The 19866-nt window shown below is 43.5% G+C and carries 19 protein-coding genes; 4 read left to right on the top strand and 15 right to left on the bottom strand.

Translation table 11 applies throughout. The annotated features are described in order from the left end of the window. Positions 1-7 precede the first annotated feature (7 nt). From CLV59_RS14690 to CLV59_RS14705, 4 genes are all read right to left on the bottom strand, one after another. A complete protein-coding gene (locus CLV59_RS14690) occupies positions 8-3319 on the bottom strand; it encodes a TonB-dependent receptor (RefSeq protein ID WP_111592793.1) in 3312 nt (1103 codons plus the stop codon). 314 nt (positions 3320-3633) lie between these two features. Then, positions 3634-4224, bottom strand: coding sequence for a Crp/Fnr family transcriptional regulator (locus tag CLV59_RS14695; protein WP_170137763.1), 591 nt, complete (start codon positions 4222-4224; stop codon positions 3634-3636). A gap of 98 nt (positions 4225-4322) precedes the next feature. Further along, a complete protein-coding gene (locus CLV59_RS14700) occupies positions 4323-5033 on the bottom strand; it encodes a LytR/AlgR family response regulator transcription factor (protein WP_111592795.1) in 711 nt (236 codons plus the stop codon). Continuing rightward, positions 5008-6051, bottom strand: coding sequence for a sensor histidine kinase (locus tag CLV59_RS14705; protein WP_111592796.1), 1044 nt, complete (start codon positions 6049-6051; stop codon positions 5008-5010). Before CLV59_RS14705 ends, CLV59_RS14700 begins: the two co-directional genes overlap by 26 nt. Before the next feature lie 171 nt (positions 6052-6222). On the opposite strand from CLV59_RS14705, the gene CLV59_RS14710 reads away from it, so the two are divergent. Continuing rightward, positions 6223-7497 carry a hypothetical protein gene (locus CLV59_RS14710; protein ID WP_111592797.1) on the top strand — a complete coding sequence of 425 codons (1275 nt, stop codon included), beginning with the start codon at positions 6223-6225 and terminating at the stop codon, positions 7495-7497. 64 nt (positions 7498-7561) lie between these two features. Here CLV59_RS14710 and CLV59_RS14715 read toward each other — a convergent pair whose 3' ends face one another. The 3 genes from CLV59_RS14715 to CLV59_RS14725 all read right to left on the bottom strand — a co-directional run bounded on the left by CLV59_RS14715 (position 7562) and on the right by CLV59_RS14725 (position 10283). Next, positions 7562-7855, bottom strand: a complete 294-nt coding sequence (locus CLV59_RS14715) for a DUF1330 domain-containing protein (RefSeq protein ID WP_111592798.1) — start codon at positions 7853-7855, stop codon at positions 7562-7564. 111 nt (positions 7856-7966) lie between these two features. Further along, positions 7967-8800, bottom strand: a complete 834-nt coding sequence (locus tag CLV59_RS14720; RefSeq protein ID WP_111592799.1) for an AraC family transcriptional regulator — start codon at positions 8798-8800, stop codon at positions 7967-7969. A gap of 58 nt (positions 8801-8858) precedes the next feature. Continuing rightward, the gene (locus tag CLV59_RS14725; RefSeq protein ID WP_111592800.1) at positions 8859-10283 is read right to left on the bottom strand and encodes a B12-binding domain-containing radical SAM protein; all 1425 of its coding nucleotides are present in this window, start codon (positions 10281-10283) and stop codon (positions 8859-8861) included. A gap of 470 nt (positions 10284-10753) precedes the next feature. Between CLV59_RS14725 and CLV59_RS14730 the strand changes: the two genes are divergently transcribed. Then, positions 10754-11095, top strand: coding sequence for a hypothetical protein (locus CLV59_RS14730; protein WP_211323866.1), 342 nt, complete (start codon positions 10754-10756; stop codon positions 11093-11095). 309 nt (positions 11096-11404) lie between these two features. Here the strand turns inward: CLV59_RS14730 and CLV59_RS14735 are convergent, their stop codons facing one another. Further along, positions 11405-11962: an RNA polymerase sigma factor gene (locus CLV59_RS14735; RefSeq protein WP_170137764.1), complete on the bottom strand. Its 558-nt coding sequence runs from the start codon at positions 11960-11962 to the stop codon at positions 11405-11407. 193 nt (positions 11963-12155) lie between these two features. Between CLV59_RS14735 and CLV59_RS14740 the strand changes: the two genes are divergently transcribed. Beyond that, the gene (locus CLV59_RS14740) at positions 12156-12809 is read left to right on the top strand and encodes a GIY-YIG nuclease family protein (RefSeq protein WP_111592803.1); all 654 of its coding nucleotides are present in this window, start codon (positions 12156-12158) and stop codon (positions 12807-12809) included. A gap of 66 nt (positions 12810-12875) precedes the next feature. Here the strand turns inward: CLV59_RS14740 and CLV59_RS14745 are convergent, their stop codons facing one another. After that, positions 12876-13199, bottom strand: coding sequence for an EF-hand domain-containing protein (locus CLV59_RS14745; RefSeq protein WP_111592927.1), 324 nt, complete (start codon positions 13197-13199; stop codon positions 12876-12878). A 287-nt stretch (positions 13200-13486) separates the two neighbouring features. Between CLV59_RS14745 and CLV59_RS14750 the strand changes: the two genes are divergently transcribed. Further along, complete coding sequence (locus CLV59_RS14750; protein ID WP_111592804.1) at positions 13487-14239, top strand: HAD-IIB family hydrolase; 753 nt, start codon at positions 13487-13489, stop codon at positions 14237-14239. 54 nt (positions 14240-14293) lie between these two features. Here the strand turns inward: CLV59_RS14750 and CLV59_RS14755 are convergent, their stop codons facing one another. The 6 genes from CLV59_RS14755 to CLV59_RS14780 form a co-directional block, all read right to left on the bottom strand. Continuing rightward, positions 14294-14785 carry a hypothetical protein gene (locus tag CLV59_RS14755; RefSeq protein ID WP_111592805.1) on the bottom strand — a complete coding sequence of 164 codons (492 nt, stop codon included), beginning with the start codon at positions 14783-14785 and terminating at the stop codon, positions 14294-14296. Positions 14786-14790: 5 nt separating this feature from the next. Continuing rightward, a complete protein-coding gene (locus tag CLV59_RS14760) occupies positions 14791-15171 on the bottom strand; it encodes a peptidase associated/transthyretin-like domain-containing protein (RefSeq protein WP_111592806.1) in 381 nt (126 codons plus the stop codon). 582 nt (positions 15172-15753) lie between these two features. Further along, positions 15754-16365, bottom strand: a complete 612-nt coding sequence (locus tag CLV59_RS14765) for an ABC transporter permease (RefSeq protein WP_170137765.1) — start codon at positions 16363-16365, stop codon at positions 15754-15756. Positions 16366-16412: 47 nt separating this feature from the next. Next, positions 16413-18167 carry an ABC transporter permease gene (locus CLV59_RS14770; RefSeq protein ID WP_111592808.1) on the bottom strand — a complete coding sequence of 585 codons (1755 nt, stop codon included), beginning with the start codon at positions 18165-18167 and terminating at the stop codon, positions 16413-16415. Positions 18168-18372: 205 nt separating this feature from the next. Then, the gene (locus CLV59_RS14775; RefSeq protein ID WP_146616202.1) at positions 18373-18708 is read right to left on the bottom strand and encodes a hypothetical protein; all 336 of its coding nucleotides are present in this window, start codon (positions 18706-18708) and stop codon (positions 18373-18375) included. Between the two features lie 40 nt (positions 18709-18748). Further along, entirely contained in the window at positions 18749-19834 is a 1086-nt protein-coding gene (locus CLV59_RS14780; RefSeq protein ID WP_111592810.1) for a class I SAM-dependent methyltransferase, read from the bottom strand. Positions 19835-19866 lie beyond the last annotated feature (32 nt).

Consider the following 19866-nt stretch of genomic DNA (forward strand, 5'->3'; position numbering starts at 1 on the left):
TATTAAATTAGAAACTATAACGTGCACCCAGTTGCATAGACCATGTGCTGGAACCGCTGTTAACGTTCTGGTAAGGAGTGGTGTACAGTACGCCATTATAATTCTGCATGCGATAAACAGGCTGGCCATCTGTACCAACGCTTCTGTATACCAGTGGTTGGGTGGTAGTAGTCTGTTTCTGAATACCCCAGTATTTATTCAGGAGATTCGGCAGGTTGAGGATATCAGCGCTGAACTGCAGGGTGTGTTTAGTTTTACCGGATTTGATGTAGAACTCCTGCATGAATCTTGCCGCCAGGTCATTATACCAAGGGGCCTGCGCAGCATTTCTCTGTGTATAAGAACCACGGTGTTTAGCCAGATAAGGTGTGTTGTTGATGAACTTATCTAATGCAGCCGCTTGTTGATCAGCGGTGAAGTTGTAAGTAACGCCATTCACAGTTACGCTGTATGGTTCGAACACCAGTTCATTACCTTTCTTAGGGATATACATCAGGTCCTGGTTGTTACCATCGCCATTCAGGTCGCCGTTCACTCTGTAAGTCAGGTTGCCACTTGGAGCGCCCTGGTAAACCAGAGAGATAGTAGTAGCAGCGTGAGACAGATACTCAAAGCGGTAAGACAGCATGCTCACGATTCTGTGACGGGTGGCAGCAGCAGATGGATTCATTTCCAGGTCGTTGCTGGTAGCTACAGTAGCATTACCGTTCCATACGGAATATGCCTGAGAACCGCTGTTAGCAGAGATGTCCTGCGCTTTCGTATAGGTGTAAGCGATAGAACCGTAGAATCCTTTGGTGAAAGCTTTGGTCAGTTGTGCAGTTAATGCATAAGAATAACCTTTGTTGGTGTTTTCTACGATAATAGCAGAACCGATATTTGGATAGATGTATCTGTCGGTATTAGCAGTAGATACATAACGAGGTCTGTTATCCGGGCCATTGAAGATACCGGTTGGATCTTTCAGGTTGGCGTTGCGGAATCTGATCGCATTGATATCTTTAGTGATCAATCCTTCCAGGGTGAAACTGTAGCCATGGCCCAGGTTCTTATCGATAGCCAGGTCTGTTCTGAAGATCTGTGGGAACTTGAAGTTACGGTCGATCATCACGATGTTGCTTGGAATAGAAGTTCCGGCAACAGGAGGGAACATGCTTGCGTATGCATCCAGTTTAGGATCAAATACCATGTTCTTCAGTTTGGCGGCATCATCCGGGTTGGTATTTTTCAGTGCCACACTGTTCTGGTACATACCAGAGTTGGTAGGCATATTAGTTAACCATACAAAAGGAGCCATACCATTGAAAATGCCGGTGCTACCGCGGATAATCAGAGATTTGTCTCCCAATACATCCCATCTTGCACCTACGCGTGGAGAAATGTTCACTCTTGGTGAAGGCCATTGACCATCATAATGTACCAGGTTACCATCTTTGTCAGGGAAAGTCAGCGCAGTAATAGCTGGGTTTTCCAATGCTTTCTGCAGGTAGATAGGTTTATCTGCACGCAGACCGATTGTTACTTTCAGACGGTTGTTTACTCTGATTTCATCTTGTGCATACAGGGCAGCCTGGCCATATTTCAACTCAGCAGAGTATACTGCTTTTTGTCCAGGTACCATGGAGTACGCATAAGAATAATAGATAGGCGCTTGTTCTGTAACAAAATCATTCAGTGAGTTGTAGATATAGTAACTCTGTGCGCCTGGCATGAACATGTTACCTACCATTTGGTATTCGTAAGAAACCCCGGCAGTTAAAGAGTGTTTTCCAGTATAATAAGAGAAGTTATCTGTTGCGCTCCAAACTTTGTTCAGTACATCGTTATTGTAGCTATATGGCTCATAACCGAAGCTCATGTAGTTGTGTGGAGTAGTAGTACCATCGAAGATTTCCACGAAAGGAAAATCGGCGCTGTTGGTAATCCTGGTATCCTGGATTTTGGTGCTGGTCACCAAAAGGCTGTTGGATATTTTACCATAGTTACTGTTCAGTTCCAATGTACCAGTTCTTACAGTATGTTTGAAACCATAGAAAGAATTGGAGAATACCATGGATCTGTTACTCAGCCTGCTGTTTGGCAGAGAAGAGATAGATGCAGTAGTACCTGGTAAAGCGAATCCACCGCCGCCGATGATAGAAGAAGCATTGATAGAAGAAGGATCTTCATTGCTTACAAAATCACTGAATTTAGCAGTCAGTTTATGATGATCGTTGATGTTCCAGTCGACCTTCGCAAGGTACTTGTAGTTTGTTTTAGCAGCAGAAGGGTAGTTGTCATACACTCCTGGATCGTAGCCATAACGTTTCTTCAGGAAGTCGGCCAGTTTCGCCAGAGAGTCGATTGGAGTAGAAGAGGCGTTACCCACATTCTTACTACCATTAGCCACATAGTTCGTTACTCTTGCACCGGAGTTAGCTTCATACTCGCCATTCAGGAAGAAGAACAGTTTGTTTTTGATGATTGGTCCGCCGATAGTTCCGCCGTAAGTCTTTCTGGAAGAGCTGGAAGCAGGGTCCAATTTAACATCGCCTACATTACGACCGTTGAATGACTGATCGCGGTAGAATCCATATACGCTACCGTGGAATTCGTTGGTACCGCTTTTAGTAACAGCGTTGATACCAGCGCCGGTGAAGCCGGACTGACGAACGTCTACAGGAGCGATGCTTACAGAAATCTCGTCGAAGGCATCCAATGAAATAGGAGGTGCACCGCCACCAGGCAATGGATCTGTACTCAGACCAAAGCTGTTATTCAGGTTGGCGCCATCTACTTTCAGGTTATTGTAATAACCGCTTCTGCCTGCGAAAGAGTTACCACCACTGGATTGTGGCGTAAGCTTGGTGAAGTCGGTGATGCTACGGTTGAAACTAGGCATGCTGGAAAGCGTTCTTGAATCAAAGACAGTAGCAGCGCCACTTTTCTCGGTAGCGCCTTTACGCTTAACAGAGTTAATGGTAACGCCGGATAATTCTTTTGTATCGGCACCCATCGTCACTACTACGTCGTAAGGCTCACCCAGTAATACGTTGAAGTTTTCTACCGTTTGAGATTTGAATCCCACGAAATCTACTCTTAATACATAAGGACCACCCACGCGTACGCTACTGATCGTGAATGAACCATTTTTCAAAGAGCGGTTCATATAACGGGTGCCGGATGGTTGGTGAACCAGCGTCACACTGGCTCCTTCAACGCCTTTACCATCAGGCCCTTTTACGATACCGGTGACAGAACCGGTAGTTACCTGTGCCTGCATTGCCAGCGGCAATAAAAACAGACACAATAAATAAATGAGTGCTTTCTTCATCAGCATACATGCAAAATTTAGATATAGAGAGATAGTTGTAACGAGTGAGAACAGGTGTTGCAGGCAGACGACAGCTTGTCTGCCTGCTTTGATTACATCTGTGCTACAGTTAGGCAATAACTATTAGGTAAAGTGATAAAAAGACATTTATACCTACTCATGATTTTGGAATTTGAATCGCGTTTAAAATCTCTAAGTGTTAAGAGAATGCAAAAGTAGGAGATAGAACAAATGAGGGCGTCAACGAAACGTCACCAAATAGTTATGGTAGTATTAATGATGTTAGATTCTTACATTCAGCGGGAAAAAGTTCCGTTTCATCAAACGGCATTAATGGTTTCTGCTGCCAGTTGGCGAGTGGTGCCGGTCAGATCGGCGATGTCCTGAAGGGTTAGCAGGCGGTTCATCATGATCTCGCGATTGGAGGCGATGATCTTTATTTTCTGGAGTTCATTATATAATACCTGAATGCGTTCTCTCGGTTCGTAAGACCGGATATTCGCTAACATGGATTCTGTTTTATTCCACCTGTATACAATTTTTTCAAAACACCAGGCTGCCACTTCCGGGTCATGTGTCATCAGGTGTTTGAAGAAAGCTGGTTTGTATACGCGAAGCTGCGTCGCCACAATCGCTTTCCCAAACTCGCGGAAAGTATCTCCCAGCATGGCCAGATTGCCGAAGAACTCTCCCGGTGTTACCAGCTCATATATGTATTCTTTGCCTTTACAGGAGATTCCTCCCAGTTTTACGGCGCCACTGAGGATCTCGTATATATCCGTATACTTTTGATCCGTGTCATACAACTGCTTACCTTTCTTTACGGTAATTAATCTTACATTCTCCCTCAGGCCTGGAACTTGTTTCCAGGACAAATAGTTGTACAGTCCTATTTCTGAGATTTTCGGCATACCCTTCATTCAATTACTGGGGAAAAGTATTAAAATTTCGGGAACCGAAAATAACACAAACGGGTATTTCATTTTAAGTTATTATTAATCTTTAAGCGTCAGGAGGACCCTTTTCTCAGAAAAGGATGCTGGAGCAGGCTTTGTTTGTAGCTTCTGCCTACAGGAATGGCTATCTCGCCTATATATACCTGATGCCCTTCTACGGCCGTCAGATGATCCGTGGATACGATGTAGGACTTATGTATACGGATAAACCGCTCCGGCGGCAGGCTGCCTTCAATGCCCGTGAGACTGGAATATACCATATATTTCTTATACGAGGTAATGATATGTACATAATTCAGTCTCGCTTCCACATATTGAATATCCTGTAAAAGTATCTTCTCGAAACGCTGGTTACACTTCACATATAAAGACCCTGGCTGCTCAATATTAGACCTAACGGCCCCATTGCCGCTCACTTTGGCCTGGGCTTTCTCACAGGCTTTATAAAACCGCTCAAAGGTGACCGGCTTCATCAGATAATCGGTGACCGACAGCTCAAAACCTTCTACGGCATATTCCGGAAATGCAGTGATCAATATGATTTGTTGGAGGGGATGATGCTGACGGATGAACTCAATGCCCGTTTGATGTGGCATCTTAATATCCAGGAAGATGAGATCCACCGCTTCCGTTTCCAGGATAGCCTGACCTATCACCGGATTGCGTGCAGTTCCTACCAGGTGCAGAAATGGCACCTGCTCTACATAATTTTCAATCTGTTTGCGCGCAAGCGGTTCATCATCTATGATCAGGCAATTCAACATGGGTTAAGTTTAAAGTGAGTGTGACGATATATAAACGACCGTCAACAGTGGTTTGCAGCTGGTATCTGCCTTGATAAAGCAGCTCCAGACGTTTCTTGACGTTCTCCAGGCCTATTCCCTTTTTGGCTTTTCGATCAGTGAAAGAAGACGAATCAAATGTGTTCTCACAGCGGAAGGAGAGCTGGTCGTCTCTCAATACTATACTCAATGCTAATCTATTTTCTGCTACATCACTGTCAGATAAGTATTTGAAGGCATTTTCCACCAACGGCATCATCAGCAACGGCGCAATGGCATATTGTTCCGGGTTCCCTTTTACAGTGAAGGTGGCATTACAATTCTCTATACGTAATTGCTGAATATTGAAATAATTGTTCAGATAATCCAGTTCTTTTGTGAGAGGGGTAAAATCAGTGCTGCATTCGTATAGCTGATACCGTAGTAAATCAGAGATCGACACCAGCGTATGCCTGGCCTCCGATGGGGCGATGTCCAGCTGAGAATAGAGCGTATTGAGGGAGTTAAAGAGAAAATGTGGATTGATCTGCGCTTTCAGATACGTTAATTCGGCCAGAGAACGCTCTTTTTCCATGCTTTCCAGTTTGCGCTGGGCATCCAGTCGGTCGATGGCCAGCTTCACAAAATATCCTCCTAATACGCCCAGCAATACAATAAAGAAACGATTATACTGCAAGTCCTGATAAGTCCATATGAAATCAAACTGAATAGGAATGAGCATATGATTTAAAAACAGCTTCATACACCAGGTATAGGTAGCCGTCAGTAATACAATCAAGGATACGGACAGAATGATCAGGCGGACCTTTTTTTTACGGCGGAAATAGTCGGGCAGCACAAAGCTGAAGATACCATAGAACGCCAGGATGATCAAACTTACATCCAGCGCAGAGAAATAAAGGCGGTTGGAGAGATTATTCCTTATGTAGAAATACATGACCTGGTTCCACATCAGAAAAAATACAATCCAGAAAATAATATGTACCAGGATTTTACGCATAATGCGAAGTAAGTAAACAATTGGAACTGCACAAACTCATTATATCAACTGCAGATATTTCAGGATAAACGGCTCATGCAGGGGCTTTATTGTCGTTGATGACGGCAGAGAAACGCTTCCTATAATAGTCGAAGCTATTTCCTGAAAGTCTGGCCATATTGCAGAAAAAACATGAGATCATTGTTCCTGGTACTGTTCTGTTGTTTGGCAAGTATTTGTTACGCTCAGGATCACCTGACAGCCGCCGGCTATTTTAAGGAAATCAAGGCGGTGGGCCTGCAACAGCCGGTATGGCATCTTCCCTTGTATGGTCCAATGCTGTTAGTCGATCCTCAAACGAGGCATGTGTTTGCCAATGAGGCTGATGGTGGCGGACACTTAACACCTGCCGGAGAGGGCGTGTACACCGGTACTTTACCGGGAGACGTGATCATTGCCAATACTGCCATCACATGGCAGGGAAAGTCGTGGTCCGTGATCATATGGCCGCTGCCAACAGATAAGGAGGATAGATTATGCCTGATGGTGCATGAATCTTTCCATCGCATCCAGGATAGCCTGGGGTTACCAGCCCATAGTCCTTCTGCCGATCACCTGGCCACCATGGAGGGGCGGATCTATTTCTTGCTGGAATTACAGGCCTTAAAAGCGGCGCTGAATAAGCCTGTGGATCAACGAAAAACAGATTTGCAAAACGCTATGGTTTTCCGGGAGAAAAGAAAACAACTCTTCCCCAACACCTTTGCCAACGAACGCATCCTGGAAATGAATGAAGGACTGGCCGAATATACCGGCGTAATCCTTGGCAGATCTACCGCAAATATCCCTGGCTATTTATCGAATATCATAGACTCCACAGCAGGTCGCAGTACCATTATTCGTTCATTCGTTTACGTGAGTGGACCTATTTACGGTTATCTGTTGTATCAGCGTCAGCGGGACTGGACAGAGAAGGTAGATTCCCTCTCTGACTTTCCTGCGCTGATAGCAAAGTATTACCAACTATCAGTACCTAAATTACCGACGGAAACACAGCTTGTGTCAATTGCAAATAGGTATAATGGGACTGCGATTACTGCTGCTGAAAAAGTAAAAGAAACAGCCAGGCTGGAAAAGGTAAAAGTATATGTGGAACGATTCACACAGCAGCGGACGCTTAAGTTAAAGCTCATGAAACCGAATGTGGGATTCAATCCCAGCAATATGTTTGACCTCGGCGCTCATGGCACGGTCTATCCAACTGCAGAGGTGAAAGACAAATGGGGGAAATTAACGGTCGCCTCCAATGGCATGCTGATGAAGGATTGGAAGGTAATTACCTTATCAGCTGAAGGACTCACTACCCAAGATAATGTGATTCAGGGATCAGGGTGGAAGATTGTATTGGAGGATCATTGGAAATTATTAAAGGAAGACGACCAGCATTTTATTCTACAACAGTTTTAATATGCAAGGAGGAAACAATAAAATCAAAAGCGCTGCGAAATAGTTTGCAGCGCTTTTTTCATGGTTATGCATCCAATCCATGTACCAATATCATAGAGCAGTTGCTGGTAGATCCCCATCTGATGGCTTTTAGCGGTTGATATTCCGGATCGGAATAGCATTGCAATGCCGCGGCCTCGGAAGGAAATTTAATGATGGCATTCATTTTTAAAGGAACGCCTTCCACGCCAATTGCTTCCAGGTCGGCTGCCAGTACTTCCGCACCATATTTGTGCAGTAAGGCAACCGTAGGAGGGCCGTATTTTGCATATTCTTCCTGATTGGTGATGTTGTAACTGTTGACGTAAAATACTGCCATGATACTAATTTTAATGATAAATAAATACGCGCAAACAATGTATGGTAGCGCTGTTTGATATGTCAAAATTAGACATCAGGCAGAGGACGGATTTAAGGAATCTTGCTCTTTTTAAGATCGCATGGCGGCAGGAGAAAGGCCAAAATGTTTTTTATATGCGGCAGAGAAATGTTCCAGGCTATTGAAACCCGTGGCAAAAGCGATAGCAGTGACCGTGTTGCGGGTATGCAGGAGTTGCAACTGCGCCTCCTTTAATCGAATACGTAACAAGTATTCATAGGGACTGCAATTCGTTATTTTTTTAAATAATCTGCTAAAATGGAAAGGACTCACATGGGCCATGCCAGCCAGTTTCGAAAGTTGGATATCGTTGGTGTAATTCTCGTAGAGAAATGATTTCACGTTTTCTATCATGGGCAAATAATGAATTTGCTGTTTCTTATTCAATTCCGGAAAGTCTGTCTCTGAGGTGGATAGTATTTGCGAAAACAGCGTTGTCATTAACTCCTCTACCCAGAGTTGCTGTAGTCGCGGTTTCGACAATTCCAGGAAGATCAGCTGATGGAGGAATTCCATTTCAGGTGTGGCCTTGATTAAGATAGATTGTTGATCTGCGTTACGAAAGAACCGACTTAAGCTACCGGAAGTGGCCGTGAGCAATGCAGCATTTTCAGCGGAAAATGAAAAGATGGTACACTGGTCAGGGATATCATGGATATGTCTTACCTGGTGTTCATAGCCTGCTTTGCAAATGAGGAACAGTCCGCTATAGGCATGCAGCTCATCCCGGAAAATATTAAATCCGAAACTACCCTTACGAATAAACGCAATGGAAAAGGTAGCCTGGTATTCTTTGGCCGACATGCTGCATGCTATGCACTGGCAAAGGAAATTATGTACCGAGCAGAGAGGGGAGTGGTAGATCGTCTGGATATCAGCTTCCATAATTTTATAGTTAGTGCAAATGTAGCTTTGCAGTGTGACAACCTTATGTCAGCAGCCCTTAAAAGAATGTACTTTCTCCTGCTGCTACAGGAACAGATGTATTCATCCCCTGATTTTCCTTTTTCGAAGTAGACAACAGCGGCGGCAATTGTTGGATCAGGTTTTTTCGTTTAGTCATATCAATCGGAAAATTCTTTCTAACGCGTTTATAGGAATAGAAGGCATTCATGAACATAGACATGAGGAAAGCGCCGGTTCTTAAAGTGAATGCTCCGCGTACAATACGCCGGAAGGCGTACCATGGGGAGAACGACTTTTTCCAAAGGGCTCTGTGGGCCTGTAGTAGCTGGGATTCGCTGATTTTCTTCGGTGTAAAAGCGACGTTATAGCCATTGTAAAAGTTCCAGTTTCTATCGTCGAGTATGCGCCCTTCCTGGTGTAGCGATTGGTAGATGGGCGTTCCTCTGAATGGCGTCATGATGCTGAGAAAAGGTACATCGATTCCAATTTCCATGAGTTGATCTGCCATGGCGATGATGCTGGCCTCATCATCATGATCAAAACCGGCAATAAATCCTGCCATTACTGCAATGCCTCGTTTTCGTATAGCCTTCACCGCAGTGCTGTAATTGGCGATTTTATTTTGTCTTTTATTAGCGTCGGCGAGGGAATCGATGCCAAAGGATTCAATGCCCAGGAATACGCCAATACATCCGGAGGCTTTCATCAAATCCAGCAATTCTGGATCTTTGGCAATATCCATGCTGGCCTGGGTGAGCCACCATTTTTTCAATGGAATCATTTCCTGCAAAAGTTCCCGGATATACGGCCGTTTAATAGTAAGATTATCATCCCAGAACCAGACAATTTTCCTTTGCCACCAGTAAGGGAATTGATCGTAGCCTGCATCGCGGATCACATCCTTCACCGGGCGGAGTCTGAATCCCGGATTCAGCGATGGCACGGTACAGAAAGAGCAGGAAAACGGACAGCCTCTCGTAGCCTGGATGACCTTTTTGATGAAGAATTTGTCCGGTAATAAATCGTATCTCGGTGTGGGTAGGTCCTGCATGTCGCAAGGCCCTCCCATATACTTCTGTTTCAGTTTTCCCTGTTCGATATCCTCCAGTAATCTGGGCCACTGGCTTTCTGCTTCGCCAGTAACAATGGCGTCAAAATATTCCAGCGCTTCATCATGACAATAGGTTACATGCGGGCCGCCGGCGATGACCGTTTTTCCTCTTTTCTTGAATGCTACCGCCAGGTTATAAGCGGAGAGGGCAAAGCCGCTGAAGAAAGAAATAGCAATCAGATCGGCATCCGTATCAAGATTTATCTTGTCGACCTGTTGATGGTAGACCTTTACCGTGTGTGGCGCAGGCGTGATCGCTGCTAAATGAATGCCGGTGATAGGGGGCACAAAATCATATTCATGTCCGAATTCATATCGCTGGATGTAGGCAATAATGATATCTATTTTCATAGCTTCCCTTGTTAGTAATGATTCAAATGTATAAATATGCTTTGTAGTACAAAGCGCTTTATGTTGTAAATTAATAGCTTTCTGGAAGAAGGAAATTTGTTAAGAAGTAGACCCAGTTTGAGTTTTGTGGGATTTGTTAAAATAGGAGGGGAACGCGGTGGGGATGATTTACCATCTTATCAAGTTGGTTTTTGGGGCATGAGCGGCATCGAGTATCCGGAAATTTGGGTTGTATGTTGGAGTATCTGTTGCGTTTAGGGAGACACGTGTCTCCCTAAATGCAACGGATACTTCGAGCATCGGCAAGAAAATTGCATATGGCAGCTGTCATATCACTATAACTAATGATTATATCTTTCGATTTGGATGATACCTTGATTCCTGGTATACGTCGGTTCCCAACAGAGCCCGGCAACCTTTGGCACAGGCTATTCAGCAAGGAAAAAATACGGGCTGGAACCATCAGATTAATGAAGGTACTTCGGCAAAATGATTATAACGTATGCGTATATACGACTTCTTACCGGTCTCCTTTTTATGTGCGAAAGCTCTTCTTTAGCTATGGTATTACCATCGACCGGGTAATTAATAAACGGATACATGACAAGGTTTTAGGCGCCAGAGGTGGACAAATATCAAAGTATCCGCCGGCATTTGATATAGATATCCATGTAGACGATGCGCCTGGGGTAGGAATAGAGGGCGAGCGACATCATTTCAATACAATTATAATTGCAGAAAATGATCCGGACTGGGAGGCTACCATCCTCAACAGGCTGGGACTATCGGAAAATGTAGTCAAACAACATTAAGGTCTTTCGACCCTAATGTTGTTCTTTTTAAATCTTTTCCGGATGCTATATGCAATGCTCATAGTAATGCAAAGCGGGCATACGCCAAAGCGGAATAATATAAGCGCTAATTGCTTATACCAGGGCAGGTGGGCCGGTATAACAGGGCAGCCTTTACTGTTTGTTGTGTTCATGGCAAAATGATTTAATTAGCCGAAGAAATAGTAAAGACAAATACCTGTTAATACTAAAGAGATAACGCAGAGAGTGATTTTCTTTTTGGCAGACATAACAGACGATTTTATAATTAATACCGAAGTGGTATTATTATCACCCAATGCCTTCCTCTTTTTGTCGGAATTTTTTTATCTGTTGCAGACATTTATACTGTTGATTGGCGGCGGTATGCTTGTTTTTCCAGCCCATTTTTTTCATGAGTAAATCCATTGGTTCCTGGTAAATGAAGATGGCTTTTAAAATACGTTGGCAATGCCCGGTTATCCTGGAAATCCACGATTGTACCTTCTCTTCTCTGCTTTTTTCAGGATGTAACGATAAGGTGGGCAGCGTTTCTGCTGGCTGGTAGATCGTCATATCTTCCATGGGGATCAGCTTATTATCCCGCAGCTGTTTAAGCCAGAGATTCCTGGAGATGGAAAAGAGATAGGTTCTCAGACTGGCAGTGAGTTGGAAATCCGGGGTTCTCACCTTTTGCAGTAATACAATAACTGCCTCCTGGAAGATGTCTTCCGCATCTTCTTTTTTCCCGTGGTTATTCAGGATATACGCCGCAACTGTCGGGAAGCAGCATTGATATAATGTTGTAAAGGAGGCGTTGTCTTCTCTTTTAAGTAGATCCAACAGGGTATTATCTGATATCTTTTGCATACTACTAGACTTAGTCAATAGTGTATACCCGGAAGAGCATATTATCACCCATAAATGTAGCATCTTTTTTACCGGTTGGCCCAATAAGGTTATATGATATATAAATAAAATATAAATATTGAATTTTGTACATAACAATCCGAGTTGTAATTTAATAGTTTAATTATCACCCTAATAAGTACCGGATTACGGCATGGAGAAAGTACAAATTGGTAAATGTGTATACATTCTTAGTACAGGCAAGAACCTGTTTAAGATTGGTAAAACGCAGGACCTGCATAAGCGGTTGGCTGCTTACCATACGCACCTGCCAATGATGTTCCGGGTGATCCGGCAATATGCTGCCATGAATATGACGGAGCTGGAAGAGAGCTTGCATATTGTATTTCAGCATAAACGAATTAAAGGGGAATGGTTCCACCTGAGCAAAGATGACCTGATTATCTGTGATAATATTGCCCGGAATTACGCCATGCAAACTTTGCAAAGGCAACGAAGAAATAACGATATCGCTTTTAGTGATAACCCTTTGTTGCAGGTAATGGAGGCCAATGAAAAATACCTGCAGGATTATTCCCGGATTGCAGATGATATTAAATTGAGTCTCAGTAATGATGAGATATTTGAACTGCATGAAGGAACCGTCAGCAGAACCATTATCGAAACAGTCAGACGCTTATTGCGCTACAGAACACCCAATTCCGAATTCCTGGGTAAATGGCTGCGGGTCGTCAATGAGCTTAGCAGCGGCTCCAGGGAAAGCGATATTCTGCAAAAGTATAAAGGCCAGGTAACCCGCTCTACCATCCAGATGATCAAGCGTATTTTACGGAATCAGTTATACTGATCCTAATGGAAATAAAAAAGGCTCTCCATTGTGGTAGGAGAGCCCTGGGGTTATCACAATGAATAATTATTTGGTGCCGCCATCCTTCTGTGGACGTTGACTTTTTCTAAATGCTTTCAGCTCATCTTTGTCAATAAATCCATCCTTATTGGTATCTATCGAATCGAAATTCTCGTTCAGTTTTGCCAGTCTTTTATCGTCTTTACTCGCAGCTTCAACTTCTGCCTTACTGAGTTTACCATCGCCATCTTTATCTATCTTTTTGAAGAAAGCCTCCCTGTCACCCTGCTGCTGATGTTGCTGCGGTTGTTGTGGCGCTTCCTGTGCATACGTCTTTACCGTAACCATTGTAGCCATTAACATGCTTGCTGCGAAGAAATGTTTCATCATAGTTATACTTTTAAAATGATTTAATAATTCCAGTTATTGGGAATATAGATGCAGATAACTTGCCAACGTTTAATGAGTATTTTTGAGCTCGCTAATGGTATAATTCATTAACATTTTGTTTAAATAATTGTAACATAAATACTTATGTTTAATATAATTTATATATTATATGTGTAAGTGAGATATTATTTAACGCTAAATAACACTGGTTGACATTATTTAACACTGGCATCAGCAGAAAACAAAAGCTTTAAACCAGCTGTTTTGCTGTAAAGGGAGAAGAAAATATGAAAAAGCTCATCGTATTTGATTTGGATGGTACCATCGCTGCCAGTAAATCGGCCATCGATGCAGAGATGGCAACCTTATTAAATCGCTTGCTGGGGATCATTAAAGTAGCGATCATATCGGGCGGAAACTGGCAGCAATTTGAGACGCAGGTATTAGCGAATCTTCCACAGAATAATAACTGGACGAATTTATCCTTACTGCCCACCAGCGGCACCAAATTTTATCGTATCAAAGATCTCCAGGCAGGCTGGCAGCAATTATATGCAGAGGATTTCACGCCGGATGAGAAAACACGTATTATTACCGCCTTAAATGAGGCGATAGCAGCAGTAGGACTGGTCGTAAAAACAACCTGGGGCGAACAAATAGAAGACAGGGGAAGCCAGATTACCTTTTCTGCACTGGGGCAACAAGCGCCGCTGGAACAGAAAAGTACCTGGGACCCCGACGGCGCCAAACGCAGTCAGATAAAAGCTATTTTGGATCGTACCATCCCGGAATTTTCCATTCATATCGGTGGCACTACCTCCATCGATATCACCAGACCTGGCATTGATAAGGCTTACGGCATCCACAAGCTGAAAGATATATTGGGTATTCCAATTGCCGATATGCTCTTCATTGGCGACGCGCTCTTCCCCGGAGGAAATGATTATCCTGCCAAACAGGCCGGCGCTTTATCCATTGAAGTGCGGGACATTCACGAAACTAAACGGGTGATAGAAACTATACTGGCATGCCTGGAATAATAATACAGCCATCCATACAATATGCAGATGAGTTTATTAAGTCTTTAAAATAAATTACTTACACTTTTCATGCTCCCATTTAAGGAAACCTGCATGTACACTGTCTACATATAAGTATTCCTGCGCTGGGTAACTGGCGGAATACTTCGGTGTCCAGGATACAATGAATTTATTCTTGTTTTTCCATCGAAAGGTATAGGAGGAGGCTGAAGTTCCCTTAATGGTAACGGTATTACTGTCAATAGGCAATACGGCCGCTATTTTAGTGGTCAGCCATTCTGTGCCCGTTTGTTCATACAGACTACTGTCGCCCACCCGGATCAATTGCGTATCCTGTCCACATGGCCTGAATACGACGAAATTATTACTATCCTTTTGTACCACCCGGTACCAGGTGCCCAGATAGCTTTTCCCTACCTGCGTCAGCGGTTTATCTGCAGGTACAGTTAGGGCGGCATCCGATACCGCGCTGGCCTTGCTGGCGGTACCTGGTTTACAGGATGCGATAAGTAACAGCCCTGCTGCGATGGGTATTATTCGGTTCATGGAAACTATTGAATTAATGGTTGTAGTGCAACGACGTCCAGCTGAATCGTATCGATTGTCTTTTTGTATATGGTGTCGAAGATAAAAATAGTATCATTTACATAGCCGGTTTTTTTAATGCAGATTTTATCCGAATTGGGAGCTAATGCGCCTCTTTCCTCGCCGGGAAATAACATATGCGTATCTCTTACCGGAGATATCAAAAACCGACCATTACCATCCGATTGGGCTAACTCGGTAGTGCCGTCATACGTGTAAATAGTAGCTTGCGGCAGTGGTTTATCTGTGGTTCCGTCTACAATAATACCAGTAATTGCTTGCCTGAGAATAGGCGCTCTGCAACTTACGCAGAGTAGGATTACAAACAAAGTCATTAATTTTCCCATAAGGTTTTCATTTACAGTCTTACAATTATAATAAAGATAGTAGTACTGGATAATAATGCTGAAGGGAATGATCTACCTTGCTAACAGCATCACATCGACAGTCTCATTATGTGTCTTTCTTGCTGGTCGTTCTTCCGCTGGGTTGTTAGGCAGGGGAGAATCAAAGCTTTCCAATATGTATTCAAAATAAATATGCTCTCCAGATAATGTTATCCTCGCGTGCTGGGCATAAATTAACCCAAAATAATAATAATCAAAGTATTGTATACCATTTTCCTACATTGATATTCTAATCATACTTTCACAGCATCTCGCTTTCATTTCTTCCAGGTATCTTCGCAATACTACGCTGTTCCAGCGGTGATTTTATTATGGACGATATGCATTCATGCCTGGAGCTAAGCCATGGTCCTGGTATTCGTTCGCTGTATATAGATATGATTACCGGGTAAACCTGGACAATAAATATAACCTTTAATTGAATATATTCCTATATATATGTTTGCCAATGAGTGGACACAAAAGGCAAAAAGCCCGCAGATACAGTATCTGCGGGCTATATTATTTTACATTACATGAAAACTATTCGGAACGAAGCGCCCGGACAGGATTGATCCTGGCTGCCCGGAATGCCAGTATGCCAATAGTGGAAATGGCAATGCTCATCGCTGAAATACCTGCCACCAGAAATATCCACCAATGAATATCTACCGTATAGGCAAAGGTATTCAACCAGCTATGCATGGCATACCAGGTAGCAGGCGTGGCAATTACAATCGCTATCAGGATCAATAAGATGAAATCCTGCGATAACAATCCAATTACATTCGGTACAGATGCGCCTAATATTCTCCGTATACCGATTTCCTTCATTCTCTTTTCAATGGAATAGGTAACCAGCCCAAATAGTCCAAGACAAGCAATGATGATGGTGAGTGCCCCAAAAATGCTAAAGATCTGCCCGAAGCGCTGATCCTTCTGGTACTGACGGTTAAATGCCTGATCCAGGAATGAATACAGGAACGGACGCTGTGGGGCAATTTCATTCCAGATGGTCGCTATTTCCTGAACGCTGCGTTTAAGGTCGGGCGACTGCAAGCGTAATGTGATCTTATTAAATGCATCAAAATCGCCACGTCGAAGGGATAATGGCTTTACCTTTTCATGTAGCGACTGAAAGTTAAAATCCTTCACTACCCCGATCACCACGCCCTTACGACCCCATTGTTCAAAAGATTTGCCTATAATGTCCTGTGGAGGGCATAGCCAAATAGTTTTGCAGCCGCCTCATTGATGACGAGAGAATTGGCCGTATCTGCCGGGAAACTCTTAGAATAGGTACGACCTGCGGCCATCGGAATTTTAAACGTAGAAATGAAGTCTTCATCAATCTCATACATCGGAATATTATGATAGGCGATATCTCCTACCTGCGACATAATCCCGGTGCCGCCATCAGGAAATTTATCGCCTGGAACAGCCCTTGAAATGGAAACAGCCTTTACATCCGGTTGCTGAGCCAGTCTCAGTTTAATCGCGTCCAGATGTCTGTTTACCTGTTCATCTCCTCCATAATCTATTACCAGTAATTGTTCGTTGTTGAAGCCCAGACTATGTTGCTGCAGATGCGAAAGCTGAGAATATACAATGGCTGTACTGGCGATAAGCGCAATAGATAAAGTGAATTGGAAGACAACCAACCCTCTTCTCAATTGCAGCCCTTTGGCACTGGAACTGAATCTCCCTTTCAGTACCTGTACAGGTTTAAATTTAGCTAATACAAAAGCGGGATATATCCCTGCCGGAATCCCCACCAGTAACGGCGTCAGGAAATAGAGCGCGATGAGCTCCCCGGACCACATCTGATTAATAGGAAGCGTTTTGTCTGCCAACTGCCTCAATACCGGTAGACAAACGATGCACAGCAGAATAGCCATTATAGTGGCGAAAGTGGTCAGTAACACTGCTTCTGCGAGGTATTGGATGATAAGGGTGCTTTCCTGCGCGCCTACCGCTTTTCTCACCCCAATTTCTTTAGCCCGCTCCATAGACCGGGCAGTAGAGAGGTTTACAAAGTTGATGGCCGCAATCACCAACATAAATACGGCTATCAATGAAAAAATAACAATATTGGATATGCTGCCGTTAGCGCCAGGTTGCCTTGCTGCCTGTGAAAACAAATAGGCATTTTTCAACGGCTCAAACGTGAAGGTGTAATTGTCATCATGAATATCAGAATAGTGCTGCTTCAGAATACCAGGTATCTTGGCTTCCATAGCCGCAATATTCACATTCGGTGTTGTGCGGAAATAGGTGTAGAAATCAACATACCCCCAGGCAGAGAAAATATCCGGTCTGCTTCTTTTGAACGTTTCCATGGAAATCAGTCCTGTAAACGTAAAATGAGTATTGGAAGGAACATCTTCCATCACCCCGGTTACATTCAACACCAAATCTTCCGCTTTGATAGTTTGTCCAACTACGTTTGTATTTCCGAAATACTTCTGGGCCAGCGTTTTCGTCAGTACAATGGCATTGGGCGCAGCCAGCGCCGTTTTGGGATCTCCGCTGATGAACCGCCAACTGAATACATCAAAGATATTGGCATCGGCATACAACAGATTGGTTTCCTGGAAACGGGAATTGCCATGTTCCATCAACAACGTTCTCGGACTGGTAAACTGCGTTACGCTAACCACTTCCGGGAAGTTATCCTTCAACACCGGGCCTGTGGGCGCATTTCCCCAAACCTGGTATTCGCTGGGCGCTGGTGGCGGCAACTTCGCATTACCTACCGCAGGACGATAGGCATGGAGTACCCTGTATATCTCGTTATAGTGCGTATTGTATTGGTCGTAAGACAGCTCATCCTTCACAAACAGGGTGATCAGCATGCAACATGCGATTCCTACTGTGAGCCCCGTAATATTGATGAAAGAATTCATCCTGTTCTTTCTTATACTACGAATGGCTGTTTTAAGGTAAATACGGAACATGCGTTGGTGTTTTAAAAAAAGTATTCGAATAGTGATCGTCTGTTGGTTGCCAAATTGGATGCCATTACACTAAATGCTTTACTGTAAAGGAATTGGCAATTTGTCCATACCCCCGTTTGTTCATATTTGAACACTTACCCGTCCAAATTTGCACAAATTCAGTCTATGAATAAAATAAGCTAAATAAATAGTGATTAATCTTAATTTATAATACAAACAAACGCCACATCCGGAGAAAGACAAGTATCACCGAGAGAATGGATATAACGACAGCGGCTATCCGTAGTTTTTGGGAACCGGACTTTCCAATTAGACTCAACAGCAGCGCTGCTATCCCGGCAATGGCTACGCCGTATTGAAATCCATATGTCATTTCAATAATTCCAAATAGCGCGCGGGTTTTTCCATCCGCGTGAAGATAACGTTGGGCGATAGCGATATTTATCCAGGTAGTTGCAATAATAGAGAGCGCGGAAAGAAAAAATGATAATTGGATGGATCTGCTCATCATGGCCAGTTTTACGGATAGGAGAGTGTCCAAGATAGCTATTTAATGCATTTGACGTACAGAAACATTCATCTTACTTATCCTGATGCAGACCTGTCAATGCGGCTTCCGGTATATTCTTAGACTGAATGAGCACCTGGTATTTACTCCCCATATCAAATATCAGCGTAAAACTGATATAAGATTCATCCATCGCCATTTGCAGGATATTCTTATGAGACCGTTCACTGGCAGTTCTTAATAGTTCCTTAAAACCTAGGGCTTGCAAAAAGCAGCCCAGAGAGGTAATACCATTGGTATTTAATCCTGCTATTTCACCCCAATGTTCCAATGCGCTGAAGTTTACATGGGCAGTAATATCCTGTTGACCAATATTACAGAAATAATCCTCGCTCACCTGATGTTTGCAGTAGCAAAGTACAGTACCACAGCTCCTGTGAGGCTTGTAAAGGTCATTCGACAGGGCGCCGTAATCGATCGTAATAACAAAACCTTTATTCAGATGGCTCGCCACATCCTCTATCCATTGAATAGCATCCAAATTTACTTCTGCCCGATACCCGCTAGGAAGCGTTACCAATAATTCGTGAAAGTATTGCAGCAGCGCAGGACTGGCAGGTTTCAGTAGTTCGATGAATTGCTCCTGATAATCTATATATACTTCCATCAGTTCATCTTTCATTACTACCTGATGAACTGGGAAATTATCAATCAGTTCATTGGAAAATATGCAGTCTATATCCCCGGGGATTTCCTCAATAGTATGATAAATTTTGATCTTGTCGGATAACTGTTCCACAGGCGAGTGCGCTCGTCTCTCAATAATACAATACCTTAAATGATCATACAGTGGACGATTGTCTTTCAGATACTCCAGCATATCATGGCATAGCAGTCCCTGGCCTGCGCCGTATTCAACGATAGTGAAGTCTTTTTTCCCCAGGATGTACCAAATCTCCTCCATCTGTCTGCCAATAGTAGCGCCGAAAGAAGTTGTCAAACTGCTACTGGTGATGAAGTCGCCATCACGGCCTATTTTATCGCCAGTAGTGGTATAGTAGCCATAGTCCGGATGGTAGAGGCATAGCTCCATGAAAGTATGGAAGGAAATAGGACCTTCACGCTTTATTTTGCTGATGATAATGTCTGACAGTCCCATTTATCATATGTTTTGCCTATATAAACATACAT

This window comes from Chitinophaga dinghuensis (assembly GCF_003259435.1).
Taxonomy (GTDB): Bacteria; Bacteroidota; Bacteroidia; order Chitinophagales; family Chitinophagaceae; genus Chitinophaga; species Chitinophaga dinghuensis.